Source organism: Acetobacterium fimetarium, assembly GCF_014284475.1.
GTDB lineage: Bacteria > Bacillota > Clostridia > Eubacteriales > Eubacteriaceae > Acetobacterium > Acetobacterium fimetarium.
Genome location: NZ_WJBC01000002.1, coordinates 227,880 through 254,657 on the forward strand (window position 1 = coordinate 227,880; position 26,778 = coordinate 254,657).

Here is a 26,778-nt window from a genome sequence, read left to right on the forward strand (position 1 = left end):
GCATTTGTTGTGTCAGATTAATCCATCAAGTGCCAAATTCACTTTCAGCACATTCACCGCGGGCTCCCCCCAAAATCCCAGCAGGCGCCGGGAGGTATAGCGGCTGATGATTTGCTTTACTTCATTTTCGGTCATATTTCTTGCTCTTGCAATGCGTGTCACCTGATAGTCGGCGGCTTCAGGAGAGATGTTGGGATCGGCAGCGGTTCCGGATGTCGTGACGAGATCCAACGGAATAACGGCACTGTTTTCAGCATCAAAGTCATACCACCATTTTATGCGTTGCTGCACCGCTTTGTTCTGTTCATCGTTTACCGGCGACAGATTGGCGGTTCCGAACGGCCTGCCGATGAGATATCGGGATGATGTGAATTCCTGCGCAATGAATGCAGAACCGATCTCTTTTTCGGTTCCATCATGAGAGCTTACGGTAATGATACTACCATTTGCCTGTTTTGGAAATGCAATTTGTGCAATTCCTGTTATAACAGTAGGATATATAACGCCCAGCAGCAACGTCATGATCATAAAGCACCATAATGCCGGTCTTAACACCGCCCATATTTTTTTCATCGTATCACCTCACACCAACCCGCAGAAGGTCAGAAACATATCAATCAGTTTGATTGCAAAAAAGGGTGCGACAAGTCCGCCCAGACCATAGATGAGCAGATTTCGTTGCAGCAGTTTTCCGGCCGGCATTTCCTGATATTTGACACCTTTCAGGGCCAATGGGATCAGGGCAACAATAATCAGCGCATTGTAAATAATGGCCGATAGAATCGCACTTTTTGCACTGGTCAGTCCCATCAGGTTAAGCGAAATCAGCTCCGGATAAATGCCGAAAAACAGAACCGGAATAATCGCAAAATATTTGGAAACATCATTGGCGATGCTGAAGGTCGTGAGCGCGCCTCTCGTCATCAGCAGCTGTTTTCCGATTCGCACAATGTCGATCAGCTTGGTTGGATTTGAATCCAGGTCGACCATGTTTCCGGCTTCCTTAGCCGCCTGGGTGCCGGTATTCATCGCCACTGCGACATCAGCCTGAGCAAGGGCTGGCGCATCGTTGGTGCCGTCGCCGGTCATGGCCACAAGATGTCCCTTGGCCTGGTAATCCCGGATCAGGGAAAGCTTGGCTTCCGGGGTTGCCTCCGCCAGAAAATCGTCCACGCCGGCTTCGGCGGCAATTGCGGCAGCGGTCATGGGATTATCGCCGGTGATCATAATTGTTTTGATCCCCATCTTGCGCAAATCATCAAAACGCTCTTTGACACCGTTTTTCACAATATCCTTCAGATAGATAACGCCTGTGAAACCTCCGAAAAACGGCCATAAAAAAGCATGATTTTATAAATCATGAATGAATATTCGTTGATATAAAGCTAATAGAAACCTGACGATTCAATTTTTATAAAAGGTTTGAAAATGACTGAGGAATTAGCGGCTGCAGATGCTTTTGCTTCCGCAGATTTCATCAGATTTTCACACTTTTTGTTGGAGGGAATAACAAAGAAACCATCCTTACAATATTGCAGGCTAGATTGGCCATGGTAATATGAATTTTTGCCCCACGGAGTCTGATATATCGGCACCGACGCAAACCGTGATTTCTGACCATTGTAGCAAAACGTCTCTCGATTTTGTAACGCTTATTGTAAGCAATGGTGAATTCTGGGGTTGAAACTCTGGATTTATCCGTTAACACCGCATCATGCCGTAAATAAACAGTGACTCGTTTGTTTTTATAGCGATACTTACCATTTTTATAACGATAAATACATTGCTCAATGAGTGGACACTGACTGCAATCTTTAGCATCGAACTGAAACTCCTTCATATCCCGATTGTGAACTTTTTCATGTTTGATCTTAAAAAATTCGGTAATCTTGCCGTTTGGACAAGTAACTGTTTTGAAATCATCAGAAAAAACAAAATCTTTCATTTTGAAATAGTTATTTTCTTGGTTGGATTCCTCGTAAAATGCGATATTGCTGATGATGGTATTATCTTTAAGAAAGGCTCTGTTTTCTGTTTCGCCATAAACCTTATCCGCTGACAGTTCTTTTGGTTTTAAACCAACTTGTGTTTCCGTCTTTTGGAGCAGCTCCTTCAGTTTTTTTCCATCACCGACGTTAAATGGTGTCTGGGATGATGCCAAGATGATCTCACTGTCTTCATCGATGATGATATGATCTTTGTAGCCCTTCTTAACATTTCCAGGTGATTTATGAGCGACTCGTGCATCCGGATCAACAATGCTCACGATCTTATCCTTTTTGTTATTGGTATATTGATCCAGTAAGTCATAGCAGAGACCAAAAGCATCTAGATATTTCTGGTTATATTGCAACTCATCATAGGTTTTGATATAGAGTTTATCCAAATACTTTTGGGTGATTTCAAAATGTTCCCGCCAGCTGACTTTTACTGATTTTTCATAAGCAAGATCCAGTTCTGATTCAATCGCTGCTGCTATTTCAGCGGCCAGCGATTCATTGAATTCTGCCACTGCCTGTATTACTTTATTGAAAGCAATTCTTGCCAGCTTTTTTATTGAAGGATAATTGACATTGGCTGCCACATCGGTTGAATCAATGATGAAACGATTCGTCCGGATGAGGTCTTTTTCAATGCATTTTTTCACAATTTCAGTGAAAAAAGCTTCGAAATGCTTTTCTGTCAAGCGCTGAACGCGAAAGAAACTAAGCGTGGTGTCATCGGGAACAGTATCGTTAATACCTAGATTTAAAAACCATCGGAACACAATATCTGTTTGAATTCGTTTTACGACTTCTACATCAGAAAGTCGATACAAGTATTCCAGCAGAAAAATTTTAACCAGCATGACCGGATCTTTGGATCCCCGGCCAATTGAGCTATACTGATCTTTTACTAGGTCATAAATGAATGAAAAATCAATAATTGAATCGATTTTAATCAACAGATGATCTTTAGGAACCAACTTCTCAAATATGATATGATCAAACATATCTAATTGCGGTCTATTTTTCTTTAGCATGGTCTGAAACCCCCTTGTATCAACGTTTTACATGATTTCTTTATACCCGTTATTGGCTGTTTTACTTGCTATTCCGGGGTAGTTGATCAATAAAGTTTGTTGTGAGATTAGAGCGAGCATATTTATTCGTCTAATTGTATAGATTTACAGGTGCTTTCGTTTTTCGGAGGTTTCCCAAGCACCTGTTTGTTTTCGGCAACGACCAGAGGCGTTCCCCCGTCTTCGGCGACTTGTTTGACAATCTGGCTGCATTCTTCGGGATAATCACCGTTCTGCTCTTCGACAAACGCTTTTATGGCGCTGGCAGCGCCTTTTCGGATTTCGTTACCCTGATAATCAATGCCGCTCATTTTTGTTTTGGCAGAAAACGCGATGAATTTCGCATCGAGATCGGAGAGATCACGTCCTCTCAAGCCAAAACGGTTTTTAGCCAGGATGACAATACTTCTTCCTTCTGCGGTTTCGTCGGCTAATGAAGAAAGCTGGGCCGCATCGGCAAGTTTCTTCTCGGTCACGCCCGTCAGGGGCAGAAAAACACTTGCCTGCCTGTTTCCGAGGGTTATGGTGCCTGTTTTGTCCAGCAGCAGCACGTCCACATCACCGGCAGCTTCAATGGCCCGTCCGCTCATGGCCATCACATTGGCCTGATTGAGGCGGCTCATGCCAGCGATGCCGATCGATGAGAGCAATGCGCCGATGGTGGTTGGCGCCAAACATACCAGCAATGCGATGGCATTTGTGATCGAAATCGGGGCCCCTGTTTGAGCCTGCTGACTGGCAAAATCGGAAAAAGGCAGCAACGTTACGGTAACTACAAGAAAAATAATGGTCAGAGCAACCAGCAGTATCTGAAGCGCGATCTCATTCGGCGTTTTTTTCCGGGAAGCGCCTTCAACCATGGCAATCATTTTATCAAGAAAGCTTTCACCCGCCTCGGCTGTTACTTCGATGATCAGCCAGTCGGACAGGAGCGTTGTACCGCCGGTAACAGCGCTGCGATCGCCGCCGGATTCGCGGATGACCGGCGCCGATTCACCGGTAATGGCACTTTCATCAACCGACGCCGCGCCGTCGATGATCTCACCATCCATTGGGATCTGTTCGCCGGCCAAAACGTAGATCACGTCGCCCTTTTTTAATGCATTCGAGACGACTTCCGTATAGTCTTCAACAGCCGTCGCTTTTTTCAACTTTCTGGCCGTAACATCTTTTCGCGCGCTCCGCAAACTGTCTGCCTGTGCACGCCCTCTCCCCTCCGCGATGGCTTCAGCAAAATTTGCAAATAAAACGGTGAACCAGAGAATGCAGGCGATGGCCAGAATGTAACCGCTATGCTCATCTTTGATCCCCAAGAAACTGAGCATAAAAAGTGCAGTCGTCAATAGTGCCCCGATATAAACGACCAGCATAACGGGGTTTTTAATCTGAACAGCAGGCGAAAGCTTTTTTAGAGACTGGTAAACGGCATCGATAAAGATTTTTTTGTTTGAAAATTCACGACTCATTGTTGTCACCTCAACTCAAGGATGTGTAGAAATCGGCAATCGGACCCAGCACCAGCGCAGGCAAAAAGCTCAGCGCTCCGAGCAGCAGAATGACGCAAATCAGGAGCCCGACAAAGAGACTGTTGTTCGTTCTGAGGGTTCCTTCGGTTGATGCGACAAACTTCTTTTTCGACAAATTTCCGGCCAGAAACAGAGTGGCTGCCATTGGCACAAAACGGACGATCAGCATAATGATGCCCCCGGCCACATTGGTGAACACGGTATTGGCCTGAAAGCCTGAAAAAGCGCTGCCGTTATTGTTTCCCATTGACGAGAAGGCGTAGAGGATTTCCGAAAAACCGTGCGCTCCGGTATTTAACGTCCAGGCACTAGCCTGCGGCAGTAAAACGGTAAAAGCCGTGCCGGACAAGGTGCAAAGCAATGGCGTTAGTACGATCAGACAGACCATTTTCATGTCGAATGGCTCAATCTTCTTGCCCAGATATTCGGGTGTGCGTCCAACCATCAGCCCGGCAATAAAAACAGTCAGGATCACAAAAGCAAGCATGCCGGATAGGCCGCTTCCGACACCGCCAAATACGACTTCGCCAATTTGCATCAGAAACATAAAAATCAATCCGCTTAGCGGGGTGAAGCTGTCAAGCATCGCGTTGACGGAACCGTTTGAAGCGGCTGTCGTCGCAGTCCCCCACAATGCGGAGGTACCGACACCATGGATAATCTGTTTGCCCTCCATATTTCCAGTGGTGGCGACGCCGGAAAAAACAGGTGCGGTCAGCGCTTCGCTGAGTGTGACACCAGCCAGCGCAAGGACGAATAAGAGAATCATGGCGACATAGATGGCCCGGCCCTGCTTGCTGTCTTTTACCGCTTGTCCGAATGCGACACAAAGTGCAGCGGGTATCAGCAGAATCGACAACAACTGCAAAAAATTCGTCAGGGGGGTCGGGTTTTCCAGCGAAAAAGCTGAGTTTGCGCCAAAGAATCCGCCACCATTGGTTCCCAGCTGTTTGATGGCGATCTGGCTTGCCGCCGGACCTAACGGGATGGTCTGAGTCATCCCGTTTTCCAGCATCGTCACATCCTGGTACGGGCTAAAAGACTGAACAACGCCCTGGGAAACGTAGGCAATCGCAAAAATCACGGACAGCGGAACCAGAACATACAGCGTGATCCGTGTGATGTCCTGCCAGAAATTTCCGATGGTCAGCTGTTTCGGCGCCGTGAAGCCTCTGATGAGTGCGAACAATACAGCGATTCCGGTTGCAGCCGACAAAAAATTCTGGACGCATAATCCGATGGTCTGAGTCAGATAAGACAGACTGGATTCACCAGAATAGGCCTGCCAGTTGGTATTGGAGACAAAGCTGGCGGCGGTATTAAAGGCGAGATCCCAGCTTGGTGCTTTTAAATGCTCGGGATTCAGCGGCAGGATATACTGCAGCATTTGAACGCTAAAAACAAAGATGAGCCCAATCGCACAAAACGATAAAACGGAATAAATGTATTTTTGCGGACTCATCGCCTCATCATCCGGTACGCGAAGCACCCGGTAGATCCTGTTTTCCACTGGTGAGATCAGCCGGGTCAGGAATACTTTTTGCCCAGCCATCACTTGATGGATGTAAATGCCAAGCGGAACTGAAAGGCCGATCACGATGATCAGAAACAGCAGATCCTGTACGATTATCATACTCATCGGTTTTCTCCATTAAATAAAATATAGAACAGATAAACAAGTAAAGCCATCGCAACGATTCCAGTTATGATTAAAACAACACGCATTGACTCACTACTTCCTTTCCTATTTTAATTAAATCAGGCACTGATGTGAGCCGCGGTATCGGTTTGTACAAATTGGTTGTACAAACCGATACCGCGGTTAAAGCTGTTTGTGTTTAAGTGGTTGGCAACGGTCGTTTATATTATGTACACCTGAGGAATGAACACAAGCATTTTTGAGTTATTTTCTTTGCCGCTTTTTCGCATCATGTCATGATGAAGCAGCTTCTTTCACTCGCTGTCGATATCCTCTTTGCTTTCAACAACGGTGTTGAGGGAGTAATGATAAGGGATCAGAATGGTGGTCACATTTTTGAAACGGCTGAGGCTCTGTTCCAGGAAGTAAGTGGTTTGATTGTGTAGAACACGATCGTACCAGTGGTTTGCGATATATTTGATCATGATGACCGTCAGATTCTCGCCATGTCCCAGATTTTTTGCTCGTTTGTAGACGTAGCACTTGAGAATTCGGGAAGTATCCCGATACGGGTTTTCGATGATCTCGAGCTTCAGGGGGATCTGCAGTTCTGCCCATTGTGCCCGCAATTGTTTGGCATGCTCCGGATAGCGGCAGATATGCAGCACGGTGATGTCATCAGAAATGGAATTGGCATAATTGAGGGCTTTCAACGTGGCCTTGTTGATGGATTGAAGCAGGACTACACAGGGTGTTCCCTGCGCACCGGTCAGCCGTGGGTAATACGGCGCAAATTCCTTCAGTTCCACCTGATTCTGGACTTCCGCATAGTGATTTCGGATGTAGATCATCACAAAGATGATAACTGGCATGGCAATGGCCAGCATCCAGGCGCCTTCAAGGAACTTCGAGTAAAAAATGATGACCGAGCCGACCCCGGTTACAATGGCGCCGAAGATATTGATCAGGGATTTGTACTGCCAGCCCTTGTCTTTTTCGCGCAGCCATTTTCTGAACATGCCGTACTGTGACAGCGTAAAAGAAATGAAAACACCAACTGAATAGAGCGGAATCAGGTTGTGGGGATCGCTGTCAAAGACGATCACCAGAAACATCGCAATGACCATAATGAACAGGATGCCGTTGGAAAAGCTGAGTTTCGCGCCACGCTGGGAGAACTGCTTGGGTACGTAACGGTCCTGCGCCAGCAGATAAAGCAGCAGCGGCAGGCCGTTGTAGGCGGTGTTGGCAGCCAGGATCAGAATCAGTGATGTCGTGATCTGAATCACGTAGTAAAAGAAACCACGGCCGAAGATCGATTGGGCGATTTGCGCGACGACGGTGGTGCCGGGGATGTGAACTACCTGAAGGCTCACGGCCAGAACCGTGGTGCCGCCAAAAATCAGGACGATAATGACCGCGAGCATATACAGGACATGTCGGGCATTGTGCTGCGACGGATCCCGGAAAGCCGGCACGGCGTTGCTGACTGCTTCAACCCCGGTCAGTGCTGAACATCCGGATGAAAACGCCCGCAGCACTACAACAACCAGCATCCCGCTGAATACTTCCTGAGGCAGTACTCCGCTGAGCTGGTCTGGCGTATAGACGATGGGCGTGAGGGTGGCGGAAAACAGACGGAACAAGCCGATGACAATCATAATCCCCATTGATAGGATAAATGCATAGGTCGGAACCCCGAATATCTTTGATGATTCCCGCATCCCCCGCAGATTGATCAGGGTAATCAGAAAAATGCAGAAAACGGAAATCAGCACCCGGTGCGGGGCCAGAGCGGGCACGGCCGCCACGATAGCCATGGTGGAGGCTGAAATACTGACGGCCACGGTCAGGATATAATCAACGATCAGGGCCGCCGCGGAAATCAGGGCCGGTTTCCTGCCGAGGTTTTCTTTTGAAACAATATAGGCGCCGCCGCCGTTGGGATAATGGGAAATTATCTGAGAATACGAGAAACACAGGATCAGCAACAGCAGGATGATGGCAGCAACCACGCCGGGTACGTACCCGAAGGAGGCAAACCCCAGCAGCGGAACCAGTACCAGCAGGATTTCCTCCACTGCATAGGCGACGGAGGATACGGCATCGCTGGCAAGAATGGGCAAACCCCAGAGTCTCGACAATCTTTCTTTTTTAATTTCATCTGTTCGTAATGACTTTCCAAGAAGAACTTCTTTTGCTTTTGACAAATCAAATCACCTTTTTCCTTTAGATTCCAAATTATGTCTGGATTCAATGAACAGTTTTTGCAACCATTTCATTGAATATTTATAAAATAACATAATCCGTATAAAGTTTGTATAAAGGAAATAAGGCGGGATATAAATTTAATATTAATGGCGGGATCATTGTCGAAAATATGAAAAAAAGCAAAGCCGATTCAGTCTTTATAGCGGCTAAATCGGCTTTTTTATTGGTTTTCTGCGGCTTTTTACAATAACCGGTTTAATCCTGGCGGCGGATCACATCAGGTCTGGAATTTAAGTCGGTGGATCCTCTTCCACGGTAATCCAGACCGGTTCCTCCGATGAATTTCCCAGTGCTTGATTGTATTGCTGGAGTTTTTGATCCACGTTGTAGAAGACACTGCCTTCGGGGTAAGTCCCGTCTGCACCAAGCTCGCCGGCGGGCAGGCCGCTCAGCAGCTCGATGCCTTCGTCGACGTTATCGATTGCATAAATGTGAAAGCGGTTGTTCTTGACGGCATCGAGCACTTCGTCTTTGAGCATCAGGTTGTCAATATTGCGCGAAGGAATCATGACGCCTTGTTCTCCGGTCAGGCCGGTGGCGTTGCAGATATCGAAGAAGCCTTCGATTTTTTCGTTGACGCCGCCGATGGGTTGAATACCGCCCCGCTGATCCACCGAGCCGGTCACGGCAATCCCCTGCTTCAGTTCAATGCCGGCCAGGCTTGAAATGACGGCGAAAAGTTCGGAACTGGAGGCGCTATCCCCTTCCACATCTTCATAAAGCTGTTCAAAGGTAATCTGGGCGGTAAATCCCAGCGGTTTATCCTGCGCCAGCTTCCCGCCGAGATATCCGGCGAGTGTGAAGACGCCTTTGGAATGAATATTGCCGCTCATTTCGGTCTCCCGTTCAATGTCGATGACACCGCCGCGGCCGACATGGGTGATGGCTGTAATCCGGGCCGGCAGCCCGAATGAATAGCCGCCGGTCTGAATGACAAACAGGCCGTTGACCTGACCGACCGCTGTTCCGTCCGTATCGATGATGATCTTCTTGCTGAGTATTTCCTCCTGGATTTTTTCTTCGAGATTGTTGAAGCGGTATTTGCGTTCCATCAGCGCCTTTTTCACATGCGGCATCGTCGCGAACTCCGAATTTTCCCGTTTGGCCCAGGTGATCGACTCATAGACGATTTCTCTCACATCGCCGAAATTGGTGGACAGTTTATTCTGATCGCCCGATAGCCTGGAACCGTATTCGATGATGCCGGCCAGACCGGAGCGGTCAAAATGGTTCAGGCCTTCTTCATGACAGATCGAGCTGACGATTGAGACGTACTTGCGCAGATTTTCCGGATTGCGCGGCATCTCGTAGTCAAAATCGACTTTTACCTTGAACAGCTCGCGGAAATCTTCATCACCAGACAGAATCAGATAGAAGATCGGACTGCCGATCAGAATCACTTTGACATCCAGCGGAATTGGCTCCGGCCGCAGGGTCAAAGTCGGCACCGTCCGGTATTGCTCGCCGATGTTTTCGACAACGGCCTGGCGGTATTTGAGAATTTTTTTCAGGGCACTCCAGACATAGGGATCGGTCAGCAGATCCTTGGCCTGCAGAACGAGATAACCGCCGTTGGCAAGATGAACGGCACCGGGTTTGACCATCGTGAAGTCCGTATTCATCACCAGGATCTGGCTCTTGTATTCAATTTTTCCAAAAAGATTGTAGTAATAGGGATTGGCTTCGATCACAACCGGTGCGCCGTGCTGTTTTTCGTTGTTAACAAACAGGTTGACCTTATAACGCGTGAAGGCATTGGCCTCCTCCTGGCCGGTAAAATAACTGGCTTCATAGGGATTGGCGTCATGGCTGTCGGGCGGGGTATTTTCATCCGGCCGCGCCGGCGAAGCGGAACGCCCCGAAAATGGCTCGGACTTTTTGAAAATGGCATGCCGATCCGCAACATCCGTCAGCACCTTGTCAAGATAGTCGGCGATTAAAGGAATATGGCGGTACTTTTCTTTGAGTGCGCGAATGGAAGGCTCGGCGGTGAGAAAAGCTATTTCCCGATCCAGTTCAAAAAGCCGCTCCGAGGTCTTTTTCTCAAACAGTTGACCCTCGAGCAGTATTTTATCGAGCTTGTTGACGAGACTGTAGCGTTTTTCAGTGATTTCATGACGCTGTTCATCGGTCAGCTTGTTGTACTCCTCCGGCTGCATCGGACGGCCTTCGAGCAGCGGGATGAAGATAAATTTCATGGCGACCGGCTTGACACTGAAGCCTTCTTCCCGCGCTTTCTGCTCGATAATCTGAAAAAGCTCACCCATTTTCAACTGAAAGTCATTGAAGATCCGATCCCGTTTCAAGTCATAATCACTGCTTTCAAAGGCTTTCCGGATGACGGTTCGGAGTTCAGCTATCAGTTTGTCCATATCTTGCTGGAATTCACGGCCCTGACCGGCTGGCAGTGACACGGCCAGCGGATTGTCCTTGTTGATGAAATTATGGATGTAACACCAGTCGTCGGGTACCGGGCGACCGGCGGCGACCCGTGATACCGCTTCTTTGGTATACTGGTTCTTGCCGGTTCCGGAAGGGCCCACAACAAAGATATGATAGCCGTCTGTATTCATGGCAAGCCCGAACTCCATGGATTTGACAGCCCGGTCCTGGCCGACAACCACATCAAGTGGTGATACATCCAGCGAGGTGTTGCAGAAATTGAGCTCGTTTTCATAATCGCAAACTTTTTTGAGCTTTTCCAGAGGAACAGCATACGCGTCTTTTGGTTTCATAGTCAGACCCCCTTTACCTTTTAGCAGTGGATTTTCTCTGTTTTTTATGCATACCCTGATGGCAGTTAAATAAACAAAGAAAAAAACGATGGGATCATTAGGCAATGATCCCATCGTTTTTGATTATTATTGAATTCAATCATGCTTAAACGGTCAGATCCAAATTCTGGCCGACATAAGGGTTTGGCGAAACGGGTGCCGAACTGGTTGCTGCCATTTCGACGACACTGTCCATTTGCACTTCACCGGTTTCCATCGCCATTTTCATCACCGACATGCTCGCCTGCTGTGAAACCTGCATTTGGCTGAGACTCATTGACGCAGCTGCAATATCCATATCATTTCCACCTTTCTTGTTGTTTCATCCATTTGAAGGCTGGAGAATCACAAAATTCAATTGCCATCAGAAAAAATAATAGCATTATTATACGACAAAATGAAGAAAGATACCTTAAAGGCTGAAACGGTAGACAGAGCACTCATGTCATATCGACAATCTGATCTTAAGGGCCGGTGCCGCTGCTAGAGATCGATGACGTCAAGATCATCGGGAATCAGCAGATTTCCGGAAAAACAGGGTTTGCCTTCCGCATAGTAAAGGGCTTGTCTGTCATTCAGGTTTTTATCCTCTGTATGATAGAGAATGAGATTTACCGCTGCCAGTTTTTCGGCGATTTCACAGGCATCTTTCACGGTGGTATGATCCTTTTCGTAAGGCAAAAACTGCTCTCGGTCCCGATAGAGACAAAACGCTTCATGGAGCAGCCAGTCCGCCTGGAAGGCATGGGCATACTCATTGTCGCGGTAGGGCTCATCCCCCAGAAAGGTCAGCTTTTTTCCTGATTTCAGCCGCAGAGTAAAACCGAACTGCTTCGCTTTGGTGGACAGAATGTCAAAAAATGTCACCTCCCAGCCCAGTATTTCCCGGATTGTTCCGTCTTCCACGATATGAAACAGGATGCGTTTTCCGATCAGTTTCAAAAATTTTTCATGGATCGTCAGTTTCACGATCGTCAAGATAGTTTTTTTGAGTTTGGCATGACAGTAGATATGCAGCTTGCCTTCATAGTTGCCGTTTTTCATCCCGGCGGAAATCATTCGAATCAGCCAGACCAGCCCCAGCAGGTGATCGGTATGTTCGTGGCTGATGAAGATCTCATGAATCTGACCCAGTGGTATTTCGGCCTTTTCCAGCTGGGTTAGAATGCCGTTTCCGCCGCCGGTATCGACCAGAAAAAATTCGTCTGCTTGCTGAATCGCAAAACAGGTATTGTAGCATTTGGTAACGGATGCGTTCCCCGTTCCCAGTATGATTAATCGTTCTTCCAAGGTAATCCCTCCTTTTGGCTATTATACTGCATTGCCGGCGCTTTTGCATCCTTTACGGAGCAGCGGGATTAAAAAAATCAGGGTTGTTGTTATTTTTCGGAAAAATTGGATAGTATTATTATAATCGGTCTTTCTTTATGGATGGCTGATATATTATTAAAGGAGGGTTTTCAAATGTTTGATTTGACACCTTTTAAAAAGAATCAAGTGGCACGGACGGATGATGCGATCGATTTCTATAATATGGTTGAGAATTTCTTCAGTGACAATCAGGCACCATTTAAGAGTTTCAACGACAAATTCAAACTTGACATCAAGGAAAATGACAAAGAGTACATTGTCGATGCGGAAGTCCCCGGATACAGCAAGGATGACATTCATATCAAGTTTGATAACGATCGTCTGACGATTTCCGTTTCCAAAAAAGAGGAAAAATCGGAAGAAGGTGAAAAGTACATTCATAAAGAACGTTCATATCAGTCGATGCAGCGCTCGATCTATCTGCCCAATATCGATGAGAGCAACATCAAAGCCGGTTTCGAAAACGGAATTCTGAAAATCACGGCCCCGAAATCCGCAGAAGCTGCCAAGAAAACTGAAATCAAGATCGACTGATCCCACATTCGGCATCAATTGAGATGATCATTAAACAGAATCAGCGTACCGGCCAATTGTTCAAAACAAATGGTCGCTACGCTGATGGGTAGACCACCATGAATTGCGGGTGGTCTATTTTTTATGCTTTTAAGCGGATCGCGTCAGTCGAACCCAAGAGCAATACTGCCCGTGGTTTAAACGGCGTAGTGGTATTCCCCGTTTTCCGGATCCACCGCATAGAAATCCGAATACTCGAGATCGCAAACATCCTTGTCCAGGCCGCTCAAGTCGATCTGTTGCTTGATCAGATGCTGGAGGAAGCCGGTACCGCCGATATCCCCCTGGATGATCACACCGCTGATGTGACCGTCTTTCATGATGATTTTCCGGTAGCTGCTGTGGTCTTCCCGCACGATGACATCAAAGTTTTCTTCCGGCTGAGGGTTGATGTTACCCAGAGAAAGGGTGGTCAGCCCGTAGAAATTGACTGTGTTTTTGATAGCAAACCGGTCGTTATAGAGCAGTCGTTCGCCCAGCATGTTGATGGCGGCGATTCGTCCCTGTTTCATCGCGTTGGGCCAGATTCCGGAGAGGCCGGTCACATCACCGGCGGCGTAGATGTCCGCGACGTTTGTCTGCAGATCGTCGCCCACCAGAATCGCCTTCTCAGTGGCAATTCCGGTTTTGTCCAGAAAATCGAAGGACGGCCGCACTCCGGCGGCAATGACGATGACATCGGCGGGAATGGATTTCCCGCTGGCAAGCTGGATGGTCACTCCCCGGCCCGTTTCATCGAGATCCACGGCAACGACTTTCTCCGACAGCAGAAAGTCTGCCCCGTGGGCTGCAAAGTGCTGCTGGTAAGGCCTGGCTGATTTTTCGTCGAGCTGCAGCCCCAGGGTGTGATCCATCATTTCGATGACCGTCACTTTCAGGCCGCGTTTGAGCAGGGCTGACGCCGCGTCCATGCCGACCAGACCGGCACCGATGACGACGGCGTTTTTCGCCGTCTCGCACTCCGCATCAAGCAGTCGGGCATCCTTCAGGTCTCTGAACCCGTAGACGTTTGTGGCCTCTCTCAGGCCGGGTATCGGTGGTACAAAATAGGAAGCGCCCGTCGCAATCAGCAACTTGTCGAAAAAGAGCTCCTGTCCGTCGTCGGTTGTTACCGCTTTGGCAGCGGTATTCAGACCAACCACCGCCGTGTTTTTGAGCCAGGTAATGTGGTTGTCGGCAAAGAAATGCCCGTCGACAAAACTGATGCCGGCTTCATCCCGTTCATGTCCCAGAAAATGATGCAGCATGCAGCGGGAATGGACGCAATCATCCCGGGAAATTACCGTAACCTGAGTATTCGGTTCCACTTCCTTGATTGTTCTGGCCGCGCTGATTCCAGCCGCGCTGGCTCCGATAATGATGATTTTCATCGGCTGACCTCCTTCACTTCAATGGCCTGTTTGGGACAGGCTCTGACACAGCTGGGACCGTCAGGCTGGTCTTCGCAGAAATCGCATCGTATCACCTTCGTGCGCGTCTGGCGGTCCGGCGTAAGAACCCCGAAGGGGCAGTTCATTACGCACATGTAGCACGCCGCGCATTTGGCTTCGTCATAGCTCACATGACCGCTAACCGGGTCCTTCTGCATGGCTCCGCTCATGCAGGACAGCACGCATTCAGGTTCGTCGCAGTGGCGGCAGAAGATCGGGGTGTAGCCGGTTTTCGGATCGAATTTGATGAAGTTGCGGGATTGAGAATCGGCACTGCCGAGGTTGACGGTATAAAAATTGCTGCCCTCCTGATGGGCACTGATGCAGGCGACATTGCAGTTCAGGCAACCGTCGCATTGTTCACGATCGATGATGATTCGTTTCATGACTGCCCCCCCTAGATGTTTAATTCTTTGCGTTTTTTTCGATGATGTCATTGAGTGTCGCGGCGGCAGATTTCGCCTGATCGTCGATAATCAGTTGACCGCCGGTGAGACTCAGCATATCCTGCGTGAAAACTTGAACGGCCACCGGGCTTCCGGTCACAAAAGGTGGCAGTCCCAGATGCAGCGGCAGGCCGAGCGATAAACCGAAGGCGCCGTCGGCCAGGGCCTGTTCTTCCAGCCATTGCGGGGCTGACAGCACCAGCGGCAGCTGCGGCAAATCGACACCGATGGCTTCAGCCAGCTCAGTGGCGACCATTTCCAGACGGCCGATGGCCAGACAGGGACCGAAGTTGAGGACCGGCGGAATGCCAGACTTTCGCAGACCGCCCGCAGTTTGGTGCCAGCCTGGGAGGCTGCCGATGGCGACATCAGACCGACATTTTCCAGTCCGCCGGACGAACAGCCAGCTGACAGCACGAGAATGTCTTTGCAATCAGTTCCTTGACCAGACCGACGGTGAGCACATCATGCCCGCCAGCTGTCAGGCTGGAGCAGCCCACGACCCCCGCGATGCCTTTGATCTGGCCGGAGACGATCAGATCGATCAGCGGTTTCCAGTTTCCGCCCAGGAAGGATTTCAGCGAACCTTCGCTGACACCGGTCAGGGTATCGTCATTGCCGTGTTCCGACAGCAGATTCAGTGGCACGTTCCCCCGACGCGTCTGGTAGGCGTTGATGACGGCGTCGATGATGTCGGTGCTCTGGGCTTCCTTTTCTTCGAAGACGAAGGGTTTCAGCTCGGCATTGGCTTTTTTGGCGACATCGTCCAGACAGATCTGTTTGATTTTAAGTTCGTCGCAGATCGGTTCAATCCCCGGTAGCGTGCAGTTAAATTCAGACAGCACGGCATCGATGGCGCCGGTGGCCAGGATCGCTTCGCTGGTGTAGTTGTTGCCGGCATGTCCGTCAAAGACCGTCTGATAGCGTTCCCCGCGCAGCTGCAGATCCTGTCCCACGCAAGTGCAGCCGACCAGCTTGAAGCCTTTGGCGCCGACAGCTTTCGCTTTGGCGACGACGTCATCTTCAATCAGACGATCCTGAAGATAGGCGAACAGGGCATGCTGATGACCGGTGATCATGATATTGATATAATCGCTGTCGATCACCCGTAGTCCGACTGGAGCCAGACGGATCGACGGTTCGCCGAGCATCACATCGTTTAACAGATTGGTCAGCGTCAGACCGTAGAGCCCGGTGGAAATACCCAGTTTCAGACAGTTCAGATACATGTCGACGGGATCGGAATTGAGGTTGGTCGATGTTTTGACAACCCCGGCAAACACTTCGGATTTTGCTCCGCCCGGCAGAATACCCAGTTCTTTCCATCGGTCAAACCGCGGTTTGTAGGCCAGCTTTTCAACCAGTTCCATCTTTTCAAAGTCCGGTTTATAGAGATCAGCCAGCACCATGTCGGCTATTTTTTCAGCCAGGATGTGTTCATCCGATTCATCGATTTCAAAAATACCGGCCAGCTTGGTCAGCGCCTGTTTCCCTTTGAGCAGGCCGCCTGTCTGTGCGGTTTTTTTCAGCAGCCGTGCGGTGTTTTCCACGATGTGGATGTAACAGCCGGAACCGGCCGAAACCGCTCTGAGAAAATTCCGGGCGACGATGGTGAGCCGTGGCGCCGCAAACCCCTTTGGGGCCCTTCGGTGTGATCCGACAGGGACCGTTTGAACAGAGTCGGCAGCAGATCCCCTGCAATCCGAAACCGCATTTGACGCTCTGGCCTTCCATTCGGTGATGGGACGTTTCCATACTTAAATCGGCAATAAACAATTCCAGTTTCTTATCAGCACTTTCACAGGTTTTACAGTTAAATTTAGAATTCATTTGATACCCTCCAGCAATAAAATTTCATTGGGATCATTATAAGACTATAAATGCTATTTGACATGAATGATTCTAAATAAAAATAAACACTGTCGGAAGATTGACCAGTTGTTTTAAATTCAGACCGCAACATCGCAAAGTAAAATAAAAAAAAACGGCTATAATCAGCCGCTTTCTGTTTTTATTCCAATATCATTTTGGTTGAGACATAAGCAAACAATCAATTACCTTTGACAGTGGGTATTAATACCCCGCTTCCAGGGTTTTAATCTGCTCATAAAGCATGGCATTTACTGGCGAGATAATATCGTGCTTTTTACCCAAAGCAAGAATAGTGCCGGAAAATAGTTCGACCTCGCTAGGGCGTCGGGCCTCCACATCCTGCCGCATCGAGGGTTTCCCGCTGGCGCTGAGAGAATCCACCACGCCCAGCCAGTAGGTGATGTCAGCCTCATTCAAATCAACCCCTTCTTTTCTGGCGATGGGGATTACCTCCGCCATGGCCGCGATCATCAGTTCCCGGGGCTCACCGGGGCGCTGAACGCTGCCGTAGTTTTCTCCGAATGTTGAAACCACCTGGTTGACGCCAACGTTCAGCATGAACTTGGACCAGATTTTCCGGTCCATCCGGTTGTCGATCTGATAGGCGATGCCCATCCGGTTGAAAAAGCGCTGCACCCGCGCCACCTTTTCTGAGGGCTCATCCCTATTCCGGTTGCCGAAGCAGATCATGCCGGGATTCTTGTACTGGAGCCGGTTGGCTTCTTTGACGGCATCCATTCCCTGGGCCACTGCCCAGATCAGATTCACTTCTCCGAATGCCGCGCCGATGATGACCTCGCTGGTGATGCCGTTGAGCAGCGACATCAGAATGGTATCCGGCCCGACATGACTTTTGACGGAACTGATGGCGTCGTTGAGGCCGCTGATTTTGACGGAGAACAGAATCAGGTCAGCAATACCGTGATCATCCGGTGTCTGGTAGTGAAAATCACAGGGTTTCCCGTTGCAGAATATCCCCTGATTTTGATATTTTTCGATACGGCTTTCATCTGCAATAACGGTGAGATTCGATCCTGATCTCTCTGAAATCTGTTGGCCGAAAAGAATACCCAGGGCCCCCAGGCCGATGATTGAGACGTTTTTGATATCCATATGCTTCCTCGTTTTTTAGATTTATCCACTGCAGGATACGGTTTGTATGATTTATTCTATCATTTCCGATCCGGATTTTCAAAAAAAATGGTCACGCGTCATCTGATTTTTTCATTTTTGTTGGGCCCCGAATGGTTCAGGGCAGAATTGCCGGAGAATCCAGCCGGGATGACTGATGGGATACGAAAAAGATTGAATTAGCCGGCAATAATAAGTATAATGATAATCTAAGCGCAAACCGGAAGCAAAGAAGCTTCTGTTTGCGCTTTCCGTGTTTCATAAACACGATAAAACCGATCATTAGGGATCGTTGGAATTTGGAGAGAAAAAGTGGAATTATTGCAGAGAGAAACCTTATCACCGGAAGATGAAATAGATATCGCCGAAATCATCCGGCAGAAAAGACTGATGGCTTACTTTCAGCCCATAGTATCCGTGACCGGCAGAAAAACAATCGGCCTGGAAGGGCTGATCCGCGGGATCAAACCGGGCACCGCTGAGATCATTCCGCCGCAGCTGTTGTTTGAAAAAGCTGACGATGCGGGCTTGACGACGGAGCTTGACCGGGCCTGCCGGGACACGGTTTTACAGGCATTTAAACCGCTGTTGGAGTCAGACCCGGAGCTGCTGCTGTTTTTGAATCTGGATACCGCCATCATCGACGGCGTGGGCGGATCCAATTATCTGAACAATCAGGTCAACCGGAGTGGCATCAGGGCCAGAAACATCGTCATTGAAATCAATGAATCCAAGGCGCTGGACGCGCTGGCGCTGTTGCGGTTTGTCGCGACCTACAAGAAATACGGCTATCTGATTGCGCTGGATGATGTGGGCGCCGGTTTTTCGAATATGGACCGGGTCGCGGAGTTAAAACCGGACATCATCAAAATTGACCGCTCGATCATTGAGCGGATGGATCGTGTCTATCACAAGCAGGAGGTTTTCAAATCACTGGTCAATCTGAGCAACAAAATCGGGGCCTTGATCATTGCGGAAGGGGTTGAAACAGAGTGCGAGGCGATTCAGGGCTTCTACTTCTCGCGACCGATGAAGGAAGTTGTGTTTTCGGATGAACTGATTCAAAAAACCGGCACTGTCGTTGCGGAATACAAAAAGCGGCTGCTCGGTGAGCTGGAGGATTACAACCAGAAATGCCGGAACTACACGCACACCGTGGATCAGATGATTGCCGCCATCGCCACGAATGAGGCGCCGGGATTCAGTGGCCCGCTGTGTCACTACGTCAACGATTCGCAACTGATTGACTGCGCCTATGTGCTGGATGAAGCGGGGATTCAATGCAGCGATACGGTGGGCGTTAAAAAAACGGCCACCAGCGAAAAACTCGTTTTCCATTCCGCCAAGATTGGCGTGGATCATTCGATCAAGAACTTCTATTACAATCTGATCAGAAGAAAACAGACCAGCTTCATTACCGATCCGTATGTGTCGATGGCCACCGGCAGCCTCTGTATCACCTATTCCAAGGTTTTCCGGCGGGCGGATAAAAAATATATTCTGTGTGTGGATTTTCTGGAAAACCGGCCACCGGCATCGGCTGGCTGATCCGCTTCAAATTGCGGCAACCGGTGCCGGCGCTGGGGCGTGTTTGCCCTCACGCCGGCATTTTTTGTAAAGCACCGAGGCTGGCTGTTACAGCTGAGTCGTTTTAGCTGTAGGTGGCATCGTACTGGGCTTCGGCCTGCTGGGCCTTACGGCTGCCGGTGGCGCAGCGCGGACTGGCCAGCGAACAGTTCTTGCCGCAGCCACCGCAGCGCAGCTGCGACAGAAACTCATTCAGGGTCGGTACCACCGGGACTGCGGCGGCCATGGCCTGGCTCTGGGCTGATGTGGTGGTGTCGGCAACGGCCACGAGCTCTTCCTGTTTGGTGACGGTTGGTGTCTCGGCGGTGACGCTCTCGGTCTGGGTGCTGGCGGCAGTCGACGTGCCGGACGTTTCCGTCGTCGTTGCGGGGGTCTGTGTTGCGGTGGAAGCGTCTGTTTCCGCGGCGGCTGCGGTGGTTTCTTCCTTGACTGCGATGGCCAGGGGAATTTCGGCCTGGGCGGCCAGCACGTTTTTGTAGCTGGTGTAGGTCGTGGCCACCGAACCGTAGATGATGCACACCGCCGCGAAGGCGGCAAAAAACTGTTTGATGATCTTGATCTTCATTTCAAATTCTCCTTAAATTACGGGCTGGCGAAACTGCCGTGAGCTTCGCTGCCGGTTTGCGCGAACCAATTTGTACACTGTACGGCGGACAGTCTATCGACTGTTCGCCTACACGTTACCAAATTGGTTGCGGAAACCGACATCAAAGCTATTATTGTTCGATTATTGTGAATAAAACAGACGTCTTTTTACTAAAGGTTGACGAGCGCGGCGGCTGAGAAGAGAGTGATCAGGACGTAGCTGCCGAGTTGGAACCACGGCAGCTGCCGGGGGATTTCGCGGGCGATTTTTCCCGACAGCACACCGGAGAGCATCAGCATCAGCAGGACCGGTGTCAGGGTGCTGGCGGCGGCAAAGACAGTGCTCACGAGGATGGCTGTGGTCAGCGGCAATGTGGCGCAGACCCCGATGATCATCACCAGCGACGAGCAGGGCGACGCGCCGTAGGCGAATCCTGCCGCGAACAGGGGCAGAAAGCCTTTGGCCGGCACGCTTTTTTCGCCGGTGCAGCCCGCGCAGTGGGCGTCCGGCTGGCGGTAATGGACAAGCCAGCGGCCGATCAGCCAAAGCCCCATGGCGGTCATGGCAAGCTCCAGGATCAGACGCAAGTTGAAACTGCCGATCATGCCGGCAGCGCTGATGAACTGGTTGCCGATCAGTGATGCCAGGGCGCACAACAGCACCACGGCGGTCACCTTCCCGATGAAAAAAATCAGGAACGACCACAGCGACCGTTTCATGCCGCCGGCATGGGCGATGATGTAGGTCGACAGGAAGAGGCTGACCGCGGGGCTGCAGCAGGTGCCGCAGCCCAGACCGATGGAAAGTGCCGTAGCGAGCACCGGCAGAAGCAGTGTCAGATCCATCTCAGGCCCTTTCGCTGGCGATCAGCGCCGCGCCGATGGCGCCGTTGAACTGCGGGAACCGGGCCACGTAGACGTCCCGCATCATTTCTTCTTCAAAGGCGCGATGGACGCCGATATTGAGGGCGCCGCCGCCGGTCATCAGAATGTCCCCGCCCTTCTCGGATTTTTTCATCATCTTGATGATCCGTTTGGCCATCGACAGGTGCATACCGGCCAGGATATCCCGCCGGTCGTATTTTCGGGCCACCAGCGACACCACTTCCGATTGGGCAAACACCACGCAGGTGCTGTTGATGTCGCAGGGCGCCTTGCTTTCCAGGGACAGCGGCCCAACCTGATCGATGGTAGTCTCCAGGATCTGGGCGATGACTTCCATGAACTTGCCGGTGCCGGCGGCGCACTTGTCGTTCATCGAAAAATTCTTGACGGCGTAATGCTTGTCCAGATAGATGATTTTGCTGTCCTGACCGCCGATGTCGATGATCATGCCCGGGCGGTATTCTTTGGGGGCGGTCACGCGCACGCCGTAGGCATGGGCGGTAATTTCCGAGATGTCGTCGTCGGCGATATCAAAAACCTTGCGGCTGTAGCCGGTGGCCATCGTATAGCGCACCTCGGAGCGGCTGATCCCGCGGCGCTGGCACATTTTTTCAATCAGACTGCTGGCGGCGGCATTATTGTCGATGCCGGTGTTGGTCACCATCGCATCCACCACCTGATTGTCGCCAATCAACGCCGCCTTAGTATAGGTCGAGCCGCCGTCCAGTCCCGCATAATATTTCTTACTCATTTGCTTTCTCCTGTTTCTGTTTTTTGATTGCCAGATCTTTCAGTTTGATCAGTTCGATAAAGGCCTCGATGCGGATGCGCAGTTGTTCGATGTCCTCCTCGTTGTAGTCACTTTCGACCCGGATCACCGGGATACCGAGTTGCCCCAGTTCCTCCTCCAGCGTCTGGTATTCGAAGTCGTAAACCAGACAGCCGCGCAGCACGTGATAGACGACGCCCTGGACCTGATGGTCGGCAATCATCTGTTTGATGCGGTAAATCCGCTGGCTGTTGTCGACGAAAGTCGGACAGGTGCAGGGCCGGGTATAGCGGTTGGCCAGGGATCGCAGCAGGCCGTCAAAACTCTGATCGACCACCACGGTGGGATCGTAAAGAGCACGCTCCCCCATGCAGGTTTCATCCCCCACCAGAATCCCGCCCATCTCTTCAATCAGCAGCGGAATTTTGATGTTGGGAAAAATGATCGGCGATCCCGTCACCATGATCCGGGGCTGTTTGTCCATGCTGACGAACTGCTTTTCTTTTTGGCGCCGGCCCAGCTCCTGATTCAGCCGGTGGAGCTGCTCGCTGAAGCGGTCCACGGGCATGTAGGAAAAGGCATTCATCAGTGCCATTGCATGGGTGCCCTGGATCAGTGCCGGTACATGCTTTTTGTAGGCAGCAAACTGCGACATCTGATACTGGGCAAAACCCATCCCGTCGATGCTCCGCGCCAGGCTGTCGCAGGTGATGGCTTGGCCGGTGACCGCCTCCAGCGCCGGAATCAGCTGGTAGAATTCGGAAACCACCTGCTCCATGTCGTCGTCATCACTTTTTGACGTCGGCACATGCAGCGAATAGGTTGGCACCCGCTCGGCCAGCATGCCGGCCATTTTCTTTTTGCAGTCGCAGGTGATGGGTACGACCATCAGGGAACAATCCTCGTAAACGGGCATTACTCCCATGGCCTGAAACCCCATCACCGATTTGACCAGCGGACAGGCATCCCGCGGCACCAGATCGTCGCCGATGGCGAAGGCCGAGTAGCTGCCGCTGCACAGTTTGACCGGCTGGGCGCCGGCGGCGTAAATCAGTTCCTGGGGCACCATCACGCAGTAGGTCCCGACGATTTTGGTGTCCGTCGGCTGCTCCACGTTTTTCATGTTCACATGAATGTCCTCCAGCACCTGGAAGAAGGGCTTCATGGCTTGCGGCGCCCCCTTAAGTTCCGTCAGCCGCCGCAGATATTTGGCGGCCACCCGGGCGGATTTCCCGACAAAGCGCTCCCGCTGGCGCACTTCCATGGGCGAGGGTTCTTTTTTGGGGGGCCGGCTATTCTTTTTAATGTTTTCTTGATTGTTCAGGTTCATTTTTTTCTCTTTTCCTTATTCGTCGAATCAGTTTCTTTTCCGTTTTACGATGACCGGACATGAACGTTTTCCGGGAAGCCCGGTAGAATTTAATGCCGCCGAAGCTCATCGAAAGGGCATTGTTTTCCGGGCATTTATCGATGCATGCGCCGCACATAATGCAGTCGGCAGTGGTCACATCGGTCTTTTCCCGCTCGGTATAAATTTCCTTGATGCCCATCGGACAGGCTTCGTAGCAGGCACCGCACTCGGTGCAGGACTGGCAGTCCTTTTTGATTTTAAACAGCGAAATCCTGTGAAACAGCCCCATCAGATAACCCAGCGGACAGATGTTACAGAAGAACCGGCGTTTGAAAAAGCCGCTGACGAGCACCAGAATCATCATGAACCCGCTTAAAAAGACCGAGACCCTGAATCCGGCGAAGGCCGGTGAAACCGTCAGGGCCGGGCAGAAATTACAGAAGTTTCCGCCAACAAAGGACATGCCCAGAAATAACAGCAGCATCGTCCATTTGATCGGTTTCAGACGGCTGTAGAGTTTTTCATTCAGGGACAGCCCTTCAATCTTGAGCCCCTGGCGCATCGCATGGGCCAGGTCCTGAAGCAGCCCCATTGGGCAGAGAAAACCGCAGATCAGCCGGCCCAGTACCACCAGGGAAACCATCAGGGAGACGAAAAAGATCGCGATATCCTGCCAGGCCAGCGCAAAAAGGGAACTCAGATGGGCCAGATAATAGCAGCTGCTGCCGATCAGCTGCTGCTGATTGTAGGGGCAGGCAAAAATCGGAATGGTGAGGTTGCTGTACCACTGACCCAGCAGCTTCCCGCCGTAAATCAGGGCCAGAAAGCTGCCAATCATGATCAGCCACCGGATCGTCATGAATCCGAATTTCCGCTGTCCGGTGACGGCTGCGGTTCCGGACAGCCCGGTGCGTTCAGAAACAAAGCGGCCCATCACCGGGTCTTTTTTGATGATCCGCTTCCGGAGCCACAGGCACAACAGAATGCAGAGGATGGAAAGTGCGATGATGATTAAAAAGGGCGTCATCGCCCACAGAAACTGCATCGAGAACAGCGGCGTGTCCACCACCTGATCGCTCAGGGAGAAGCTGCTTGCACCGGCGCCGTAGTCATAAAAAACGAGGTTGTAGGCAAAGTAAGCCAGCGCCGCAAGCCCCACGCAGATCAGCACAACGACGGGTGTCAGGTATTTTTTCAGTTTCATATGGCGGCTTTTTCCAGATGACAGGCATCGCGCAAGCGGCTTTGGGTCAGCATCTCCATGAAGGCTTCCATTCTGATGCGGAGCTGTTCGACGTCCTGGTACTGATAGTCGGTCTCCAGACGGAAGACCGGGATCTCCTTCGTGGCGAAAAGCTGTTCAAAACGTTCCAGTTCAAAGTCGTATTCGATCTGACCCTTGAGCACGTGAAAGACGACGCCTTCGATTGTTCCCTGTTTCAGATGTCCGAGAGCGCTGGCATAGAGCCGGTCGTTTTTCGAGTAAGCGGCGGAACAGTCGTAGCGGTAATGCGCGAAGATGATCTCATCAAAGGGATCGTTCGTTTGATGGCTGTCATTGCTGCTGGCCATCATCTTCGGTGTGGTTGTGTCCAGGACGGCGCCGATTTTCAGGCCGATGTCTTCAATCAGAAAGGGAATTTTATAATTCGGGAAGGTGACCGGCGAGCCCATCAGCAGAATGGTGGGTTTGTTCGTCTCCCCGGCCGGGATGACTTTCCGGTTTTTTAACAGCGCCAGGTTCAGCTTTCGCAGCTGGTTGCACCAGAGCTTCAGATCATTGGTGTGATAATACGAATTGAGTACCGCCATGCGCACTGAGCCGGTAATCAGACCGTCTTGTTTCTGACCGACCGTGATGAAATCCCGCATCAGCTTGCGCGCCGTTTCTACTAGCCGGGACGCCTGGGTCAGGCTTTTTCTGGTTATTCGGCTGCCGGTATGGTCGGTGAGTTTTTCCGCGAGCAGCTCCATCTGCTTTTTCCATTTGATGCCGGCCAGTGGATCTTTTTTATCGGGCGGGATATCCACGGTGACCACCTGCTTGCCCGCGTTTTTCAGCAGACCGGCTATTTTGCGGTGGCTGTCGCAGGTGATCGGCACGATGATCAGGGCTTCCCTGCCCAGATCGAAGTGGTCATTGTGCAGGAATCCCAGCATCGACCGGCTGACCGGATCGGTGTCTCGCGGCACCAGATCGTCGGACCAGGCGACGGTGCCGAGGCTGCCGCCCAGAATCCAGAATGGTTTGGCGCCTGCCGCGTAAATCAGCTCTTCGGGAATGCTGGTTCCCAGGACGATGACTTTCGGTTGGCGTCGGGCCATTTTTTCCCGGTTGAAATAGAGATAACTGGTGTTGAGAAAGTAGCGCAGTTCTTCGATCTGGCTGTTTTCTTTATATAAGGTTTTTAACGTATCCATATATTCGCTTTCATAGGTCATGGCCGTGTGGTTGTTTTTTGTTGCTGTCATAATCTTTTCCTCCTCAGTCATTCAGCTTTATGATTTATCCAAATTGTAACAATCCAATATGAGTATAACTTGATATTTATATGAACTTTGGGTGAACGTGACAAAAAAAGAGCCGGTACGGTTAAACCGTATCGGCTCTTTGGAGTGTTGTGGTGGACTATCGTCCAGAGCTTTCGCTGTCGCTTATCAGCTGGAATAATTTCCCTCTTTCAGATATTTTATCGCCAGTTTATTTTGGCTTCTTTTCTCGGCACGGTCCGCTGATATTTGACGCCCGGGTAGCCGATTACCAGACAGGCGTGGACGTTTTGACCCGGATCAAGCTTTAAATAGTCTTTGATCTCTTTAGAATGGGCCACTGCCCGGGTAAAGAACCCGCTGTAGAGCATGCCCAAGCCCTGGGCATACACCATCGTTTCCATATGCGCGGCGGCGATGCAGGCGCTTTGGACGGACTCGGATATCACCAGAATCACGGTTTCGGCATCAAAGAACAAGCCATCTATTTTCTGATCATGAAAATCCCGGTACATCTGCTGCCACATTTCCCCGTACCAGGATATGTTCAGCTTTGCTTTTTCGGCTGTGGAAAGGCTGGCTATTTTATTCAGTTCATCAAGCGCCATCGCTCTTAATGGGCCGATGTCATCTTTCACAACACAATAGGATACGTTCTGCTGATTGCCGCCGGTGGGCGAATATCTTCCGGCTTCAATAATTGTTTCGATTTGACCGGCTGCTACCGGTTTTTTTGAAAACTGCCGGATGGTTCGGCGGAATTTCAGTGCCCGTAGGTACTGATTTTCATCCAATTCAAACTGGCCCTGCTGATATTCCAGAATATCGGACATCGGATAGTTTTCTAGGCTGACTGCGCTTTCAGGACAGACGGCAATGCAATGGCCGCACTCGATGCAGCGAATTCTTTTAGACTTTGCTTTTTTCTCAATCACTTCGATATCATGTGTGAAACAATCTTTTGCGCATAGACCGCAGCCGATGCATTTGTTTTCATCAATGGTAATCATTTTAGTG

At 50.5% G+C, this 26,778-nt stretch carries 19 protein-coding genes and 3 pseudogenes; 2 read left to right on the forward strand and 20 right to left on the reverse strand.

Going from position 1 to position 26,778, the window contains the following annotated elements:
• Positions 1-12 precede the first annotated feature (12 nt).
• From kdpC to GH808_RS02410, 9 genes and pseudogenes are all read right to left on the reverse strand, one after another.
• The gene (gene kdpC, locus GH808_RS02370) at positions 13-573 is read right to left on the reverse strand and encodes a K(+)-transporting ATPase subunit C (RefSeq protein ID WP_186841201.1); all 561 of its coding nucleotides are present in this window, start codon (positions 571-573) and stop codon (positions 13-15) included.
• A 9-nt stretch (positions 574-582) separates the two neighbouring features.
• Positions 583-1,311, reverse strand: a pseudogene (locus tag GH808_RS02375) (HAD-IC family P-type ATPase); the annotation flags it as partial.
• A gap of 166 nt (positions 1,312-1,477) precedes the next feature.
• On the reverse strand, positions 1,478-3,022 hold the full coding sequence (locus tag GH808_RS02380; protein ID WP_186841202.1) for an IS1182 family transposase: 1,545 nt from the start codon (positions 3,020-3,022) through the stop codon (positions 1,478-1,480).
• A gap of 173 nt (positions 3,023-3,195) precedes the next feature.
• Positions 3,196-4,527, reverse strand: a pseudogene (gene kdpB, locus GH808_RS02385) (potassium-transporting ATPase subunit KdpB); the annotation flags it as partial.
• Between the two features lie 10 nt (positions 4,528-4,537).
• The gene (gene kdpA, locus GH808_RS02390) at positions 4,538-6,226 is read right to left on the reverse strand and encodes a potassium-transporting ATPase subunit KdpA (protein ID WP_186841204.1); all 1,689 of its coding nucleotides are present in this window, start codon (positions 6,224-6,226) and stop codon (positions 4,538-4,540) included.
• 314 nt (positions 6,227-6,540) lie between these two features.
• Positions 6,541-8,436: an APC family permease gene (locus GH808_RS02395; RefSeq protein WP_186841205.1), complete on the reverse strand. Its 1,896-nt coding sequence runs from the start codon at positions 8,434-8,436 to the stop codon at positions 6,541-6,543.
• A gap of 291 nt (positions 8,437-8,727) precedes the next feature.
• A complete protein-coding gene (locus tag GH808_RS02400; protein WP_186841206.1) occupies positions 8,728-11,232 on the reverse strand; it encodes a Lon protease family protein in 2,505 nt (834 codons plus the stop codon).
• 145 nt (positions 11,233-11,377) lie between these two features.
• Positions 11,378-11,569, reverse strand: coding sequence for a YjfB family protein (locus GH808_RS02405; RefSeq protein ID WP_186841207.1), 192 nt, complete (start codon positions 11,567-11,569; stop codon positions 11,378-11,380).
• 185 nt (positions 11,570-11,754) lie between these two features.
• Positions 11,755-12,561 (reverse strand): MBL fold metallo-hydrolase, encoded by an 807-nt coding sequence (locus tag GH808_RS02410; RefSeq protein WP_207722231.1) that lies wholly within the window; start codon positions 12,559-12,561, stop codon positions 11,755-11,757.
• Positions 12,562-12,735: 174 nt separating this feature from the next.
• Here GH808_RS02410 and GH808_RS02415 point away from each other — a divergent pair, with 174 nt between their 5' ends.
• On the forward strand, positions 12,736-13,176 hold the full coding sequence (locus GH808_RS02415) for an Hsp20/alpha crystallin family protein (RefSeq protein ID WP_186841208.1): 441 nt from the start codon (positions 12,736-12,738) through the stop codon (positions 13,174-13,176).
• 176 nt (positions 13,177-13,352) lie between these two features.
• On the opposite strand, the gene GH808_RS02420 is transcribed toward GH808_RS02415, so the two are convergent.
• The 4 genes and pseudogenes from GH808_RS02420 to GH808_RS02435 all read right to left on the reverse strand — a co-directional run bounded on the left by GH808_RS02420 (position 13,353) and on the right by GH808_RS02435 (position 18,076).
• Positions 13,353-14,585 (reverse strand): NAD(P)/FAD-dependent oxidoreductase, encoded by a 1,233-nt coding sequence (locus tag GH808_RS02420; protein WP_186841209.1) that lies wholly within the window; start codon positions 14,583-14,585, stop codon positions 13,353-13,355.
• Positions 14,582-15,031, reverse strand: a complete 450-nt coding sequence (locus tag GH808_RS02425; protein WP_186841210.1) for a 4Fe-4S dicluster domain-containing protein — start codon at positions 15,029-15,031, stop codon at positions 14,582-14,584. The genes GH808_RS02420 and GH808_RS02425 overlap by 4 nt, the downstream gene beginning before the upstream one ends.
• A gap of 19 nt (positions 15,032-15,050) precedes the next feature.
• Positions 15,051-16,921 (reverse strand): annotated as a pseudogene (gene cooS, locus GH808_RS02430) (anaerobic carbon-monoxide dehydrogenase catalytic subunit).
• Between the two features lie 243 nt (positions 16,922-17,164).
• Positions 17,165-18,076 (reverse strand): ketopantoate reductase family protein, encoded by a 912-nt coding sequence (locus GH808_RS02435; protein ID WP_186841211.1) that lies wholly within the window; start codon positions 18,074-18,076, stop codon positions 17,165-17,167.
• A gap of 330 nt (positions 18,077-18,406) precedes the next feature.
• On the opposite strand from GH808_RS02435, the gene GH808_RS02440 reads away from it, so the two are divergent.
• A complete protein-coding gene (locus tag GH808_RS02440) occupies positions 18,407-19,642 on the forward strand; it encodes an EAL domain-containing protein (RefSeq protein WP_186841212.1) in 1,236 nt (411 codons plus the stop codon).
• A gap of 103 nt (positions 19,643-19,745) precedes the next feature.
• On the opposite strand, the gene GH808_RS02445 is transcribed toward GH808_RS02440, so the two are convergent.
• The 7 genes from GH808_RS02445 to GH808_RS02475 all read right to left on the reverse strand — a co-directional run bounded on the left by GH808_RS02445 (position 19,746) and on the right by GH808_RS02475 (position 26,771).
• Positions 19,746-20,246 carry a hypothetical protein gene (locus tag GH808_RS02445; RefSeq protein WP_186841213.1) on the reverse strand — a complete coding sequence of 167 codons (501 nt, stop codon included), beginning with the start codon at positions 20,244-20,246 and terminating at the stop codon, positions 19,746-19,748.
• Between the two features lie 191 nt (positions 20,247-20,437).
• A complete protein-coding gene (locus GH808_RS02450; protein WP_186841214.1) occupies positions 20,438-21,112 on the reverse strand; it encodes an urease accessory protein UreH domain-containing protein in 675 nt (224 codons plus the stop codon).
• A gap of 1 nt (position 21,113) precedes the next feature.
• Complete coding sequence (locus tag GH808_RS02455; protein WP_186841215.1) at positions 21,114-21,902, reverse strand: acyl-CoA dehydratase activase; 789 nt, start codon at positions 21,900-21,902, stop codon at positions 21,114-21,116.
• Entirely contained in the window at positions 21,895-23,250 is a 1,356-nt protein-coding gene (locus GH808_RS02460; RefSeq protein ID WP_186841216.1) for a 2-hydroxyacyl-CoA dehydratase subunit D, read from the reverse strand. Before GH808_RS02460 ends, GH808_RS02455 begins: the two co-directional genes overlap by 8 nt.
• The gene (locus GH808_RS02465; RefSeq protein ID WP_186841217.1) at positions 23,222-24,475 is read right to left on the reverse strand and encodes a 4Fe-4S binding protein; all 1,254 of its coding nucleotides are present in this window, start codon (positions 24,473-24,475) and stop codon (positions 23,222-23,224) included. The genes GH808_RS02460 and GH808_RS02465 overlap by 29 nt, the downstream gene beginning before the upstream one ends.
• Positions 24,472-25,743, reverse strand: a complete 1,272-nt coding sequence (locus GH808_RS02470) for a 2-hydroxyacyl-CoA dehydratase subunit D (RefSeq protein ID WP_186841218.1) — start codon at positions 25,741-25,743, stop codon at positions 24,472-24,474. Before GH808_RS02470 ends, GH808_RS02465 begins: the two co-directional genes overlap by 4 nt.
• Before the next feature lie 218 nt (positions 25,744-25,961).
• Positions 25,962-26,771 (reverse strand): nitroreductase family protein, encoded by an 810-nt coding sequence (locus tag GH808_RS02475; protein ID WP_186841219.1) that lies wholly within the window; start codon positions 26,769-26,771, stop codon positions 25,962-25,964.
• Positions 26,772-26,778 lie beyond the last annotated feature (7 nt).

Excerpts from the sequence above, each read along its gene's own strand:
- GH808_RS02445 (WP_186841213.1), bottom strand. The coding sequence starts at position 20,246 with ATGAAGATCAAGATCATCAAACAGTTTTTTGCCGCCTTCGCGGCGGTG.
- GH808_RS02465 (WP_186841217.1), bottom strand. The coding sequence starts at position 24,475 with ATGAAACTGAAAAAATACCTGACACCCGTCGTTGTGCTGATCTGCGTG.
- GH808_RS02475 (WP_186841219.1), bottom strand. The coding sequence starts at position 26,771 with ATGATTACCATTGATGAAAACAAATGCATCGGCTGCGGTCTATGCGCA.
- GH808_RS02435 (WP_186841211.1), bottom strand. The coding sequence starts at position 18,076 with ATGGATATCAAAAACGTCTCAATCATCGGCCTGGGGGCCCTGGGTATT.
- GH808_RS02425 (WP_186841210.1), bottom strand. The coding sequence starts at position 15,031 with ATGAAACGAATCATCATCGATCGTGAACAATGCGACGGTTGCCTGAAC.
- GH808_RS02380 (WP_186841202.1), bottom strand. The coding sequence starts at position 3,022 with ATGCTAAAGAAAAATAGACCGCAATTAGATATGTTTGATCATATCATA.
- GH808_RS02415 (WP_186841208.1), top strand. The coding sequence starts at position 12,736 with ATGTTTGATTTGACACCTTTTAAAAAGAATCAAGTGGCACGGACGGAT.
- GH808_RS02460 (WP_186841216.1), bottom strand. The coding sequence starts at position 23,250 with ATGAACCTGAACAATCAAGAAAACATTAAAAAGAATAGCCGGCCCCCC.
- GH808_RS02470 (WP_186841218.1), bottom strand. The coding sequence starts at position 25,743 with ATGACAGCAACAAAAAACAACCACACGGCCATGACCTATGAAAGCGAA.
- GH808_RS02450 (WP_186841214.1), bottom strand. The coding sequence starts at position 21,112 with ATGGATCTGACACTGCTTCTGCCGGTGCTCGCTACGGCACTTTCCATC.
- kdpC (WP_186841201.1), bottom strand. The coding sequence starts at position 573 with ATGAAAAAAATATGGGCGGTGTTAAGACCGGCATTATGGTGCTTTATG.
- GH808_RS02400 (WP_186841206.1), bottom strand. The coding sequence starts at position 11,232 with ATGAAACCAAAAGACGCGTATGCTGTTCCTCTGGAAAAGCTCAAAAAA.
- GH808_RS02420 (WP_186841209.1), bottom strand. The coding sequence starts at position 14,585 with ATGAAAATCATCATTATCGGAGCCAGCGCGGCTGGAATCAGCGCGGCC.
- GH808_RS02405 (WP_186841207.1), bottom strand. The coding sequence starts at position 11,569 with ATGGATATTGCAGCTGCGTCAATGAGTCTCAGCCAAATGCAGGTTTCA.
- kdpA (WP_186841204.1), bottom strand. The coding sequence starts at position 6,226 with ATGAGTATGATAATCGTACAGGATCTGCTGTTTCTGATCATCGTGATC.
- GH808_RS02455 (WP_186841215.1), bottom strand. The coding sequence starts at position 21,902 with ATGAGTAAGAAATATTATGCGGGACTGGACGGCGGCTCGACCTATACT.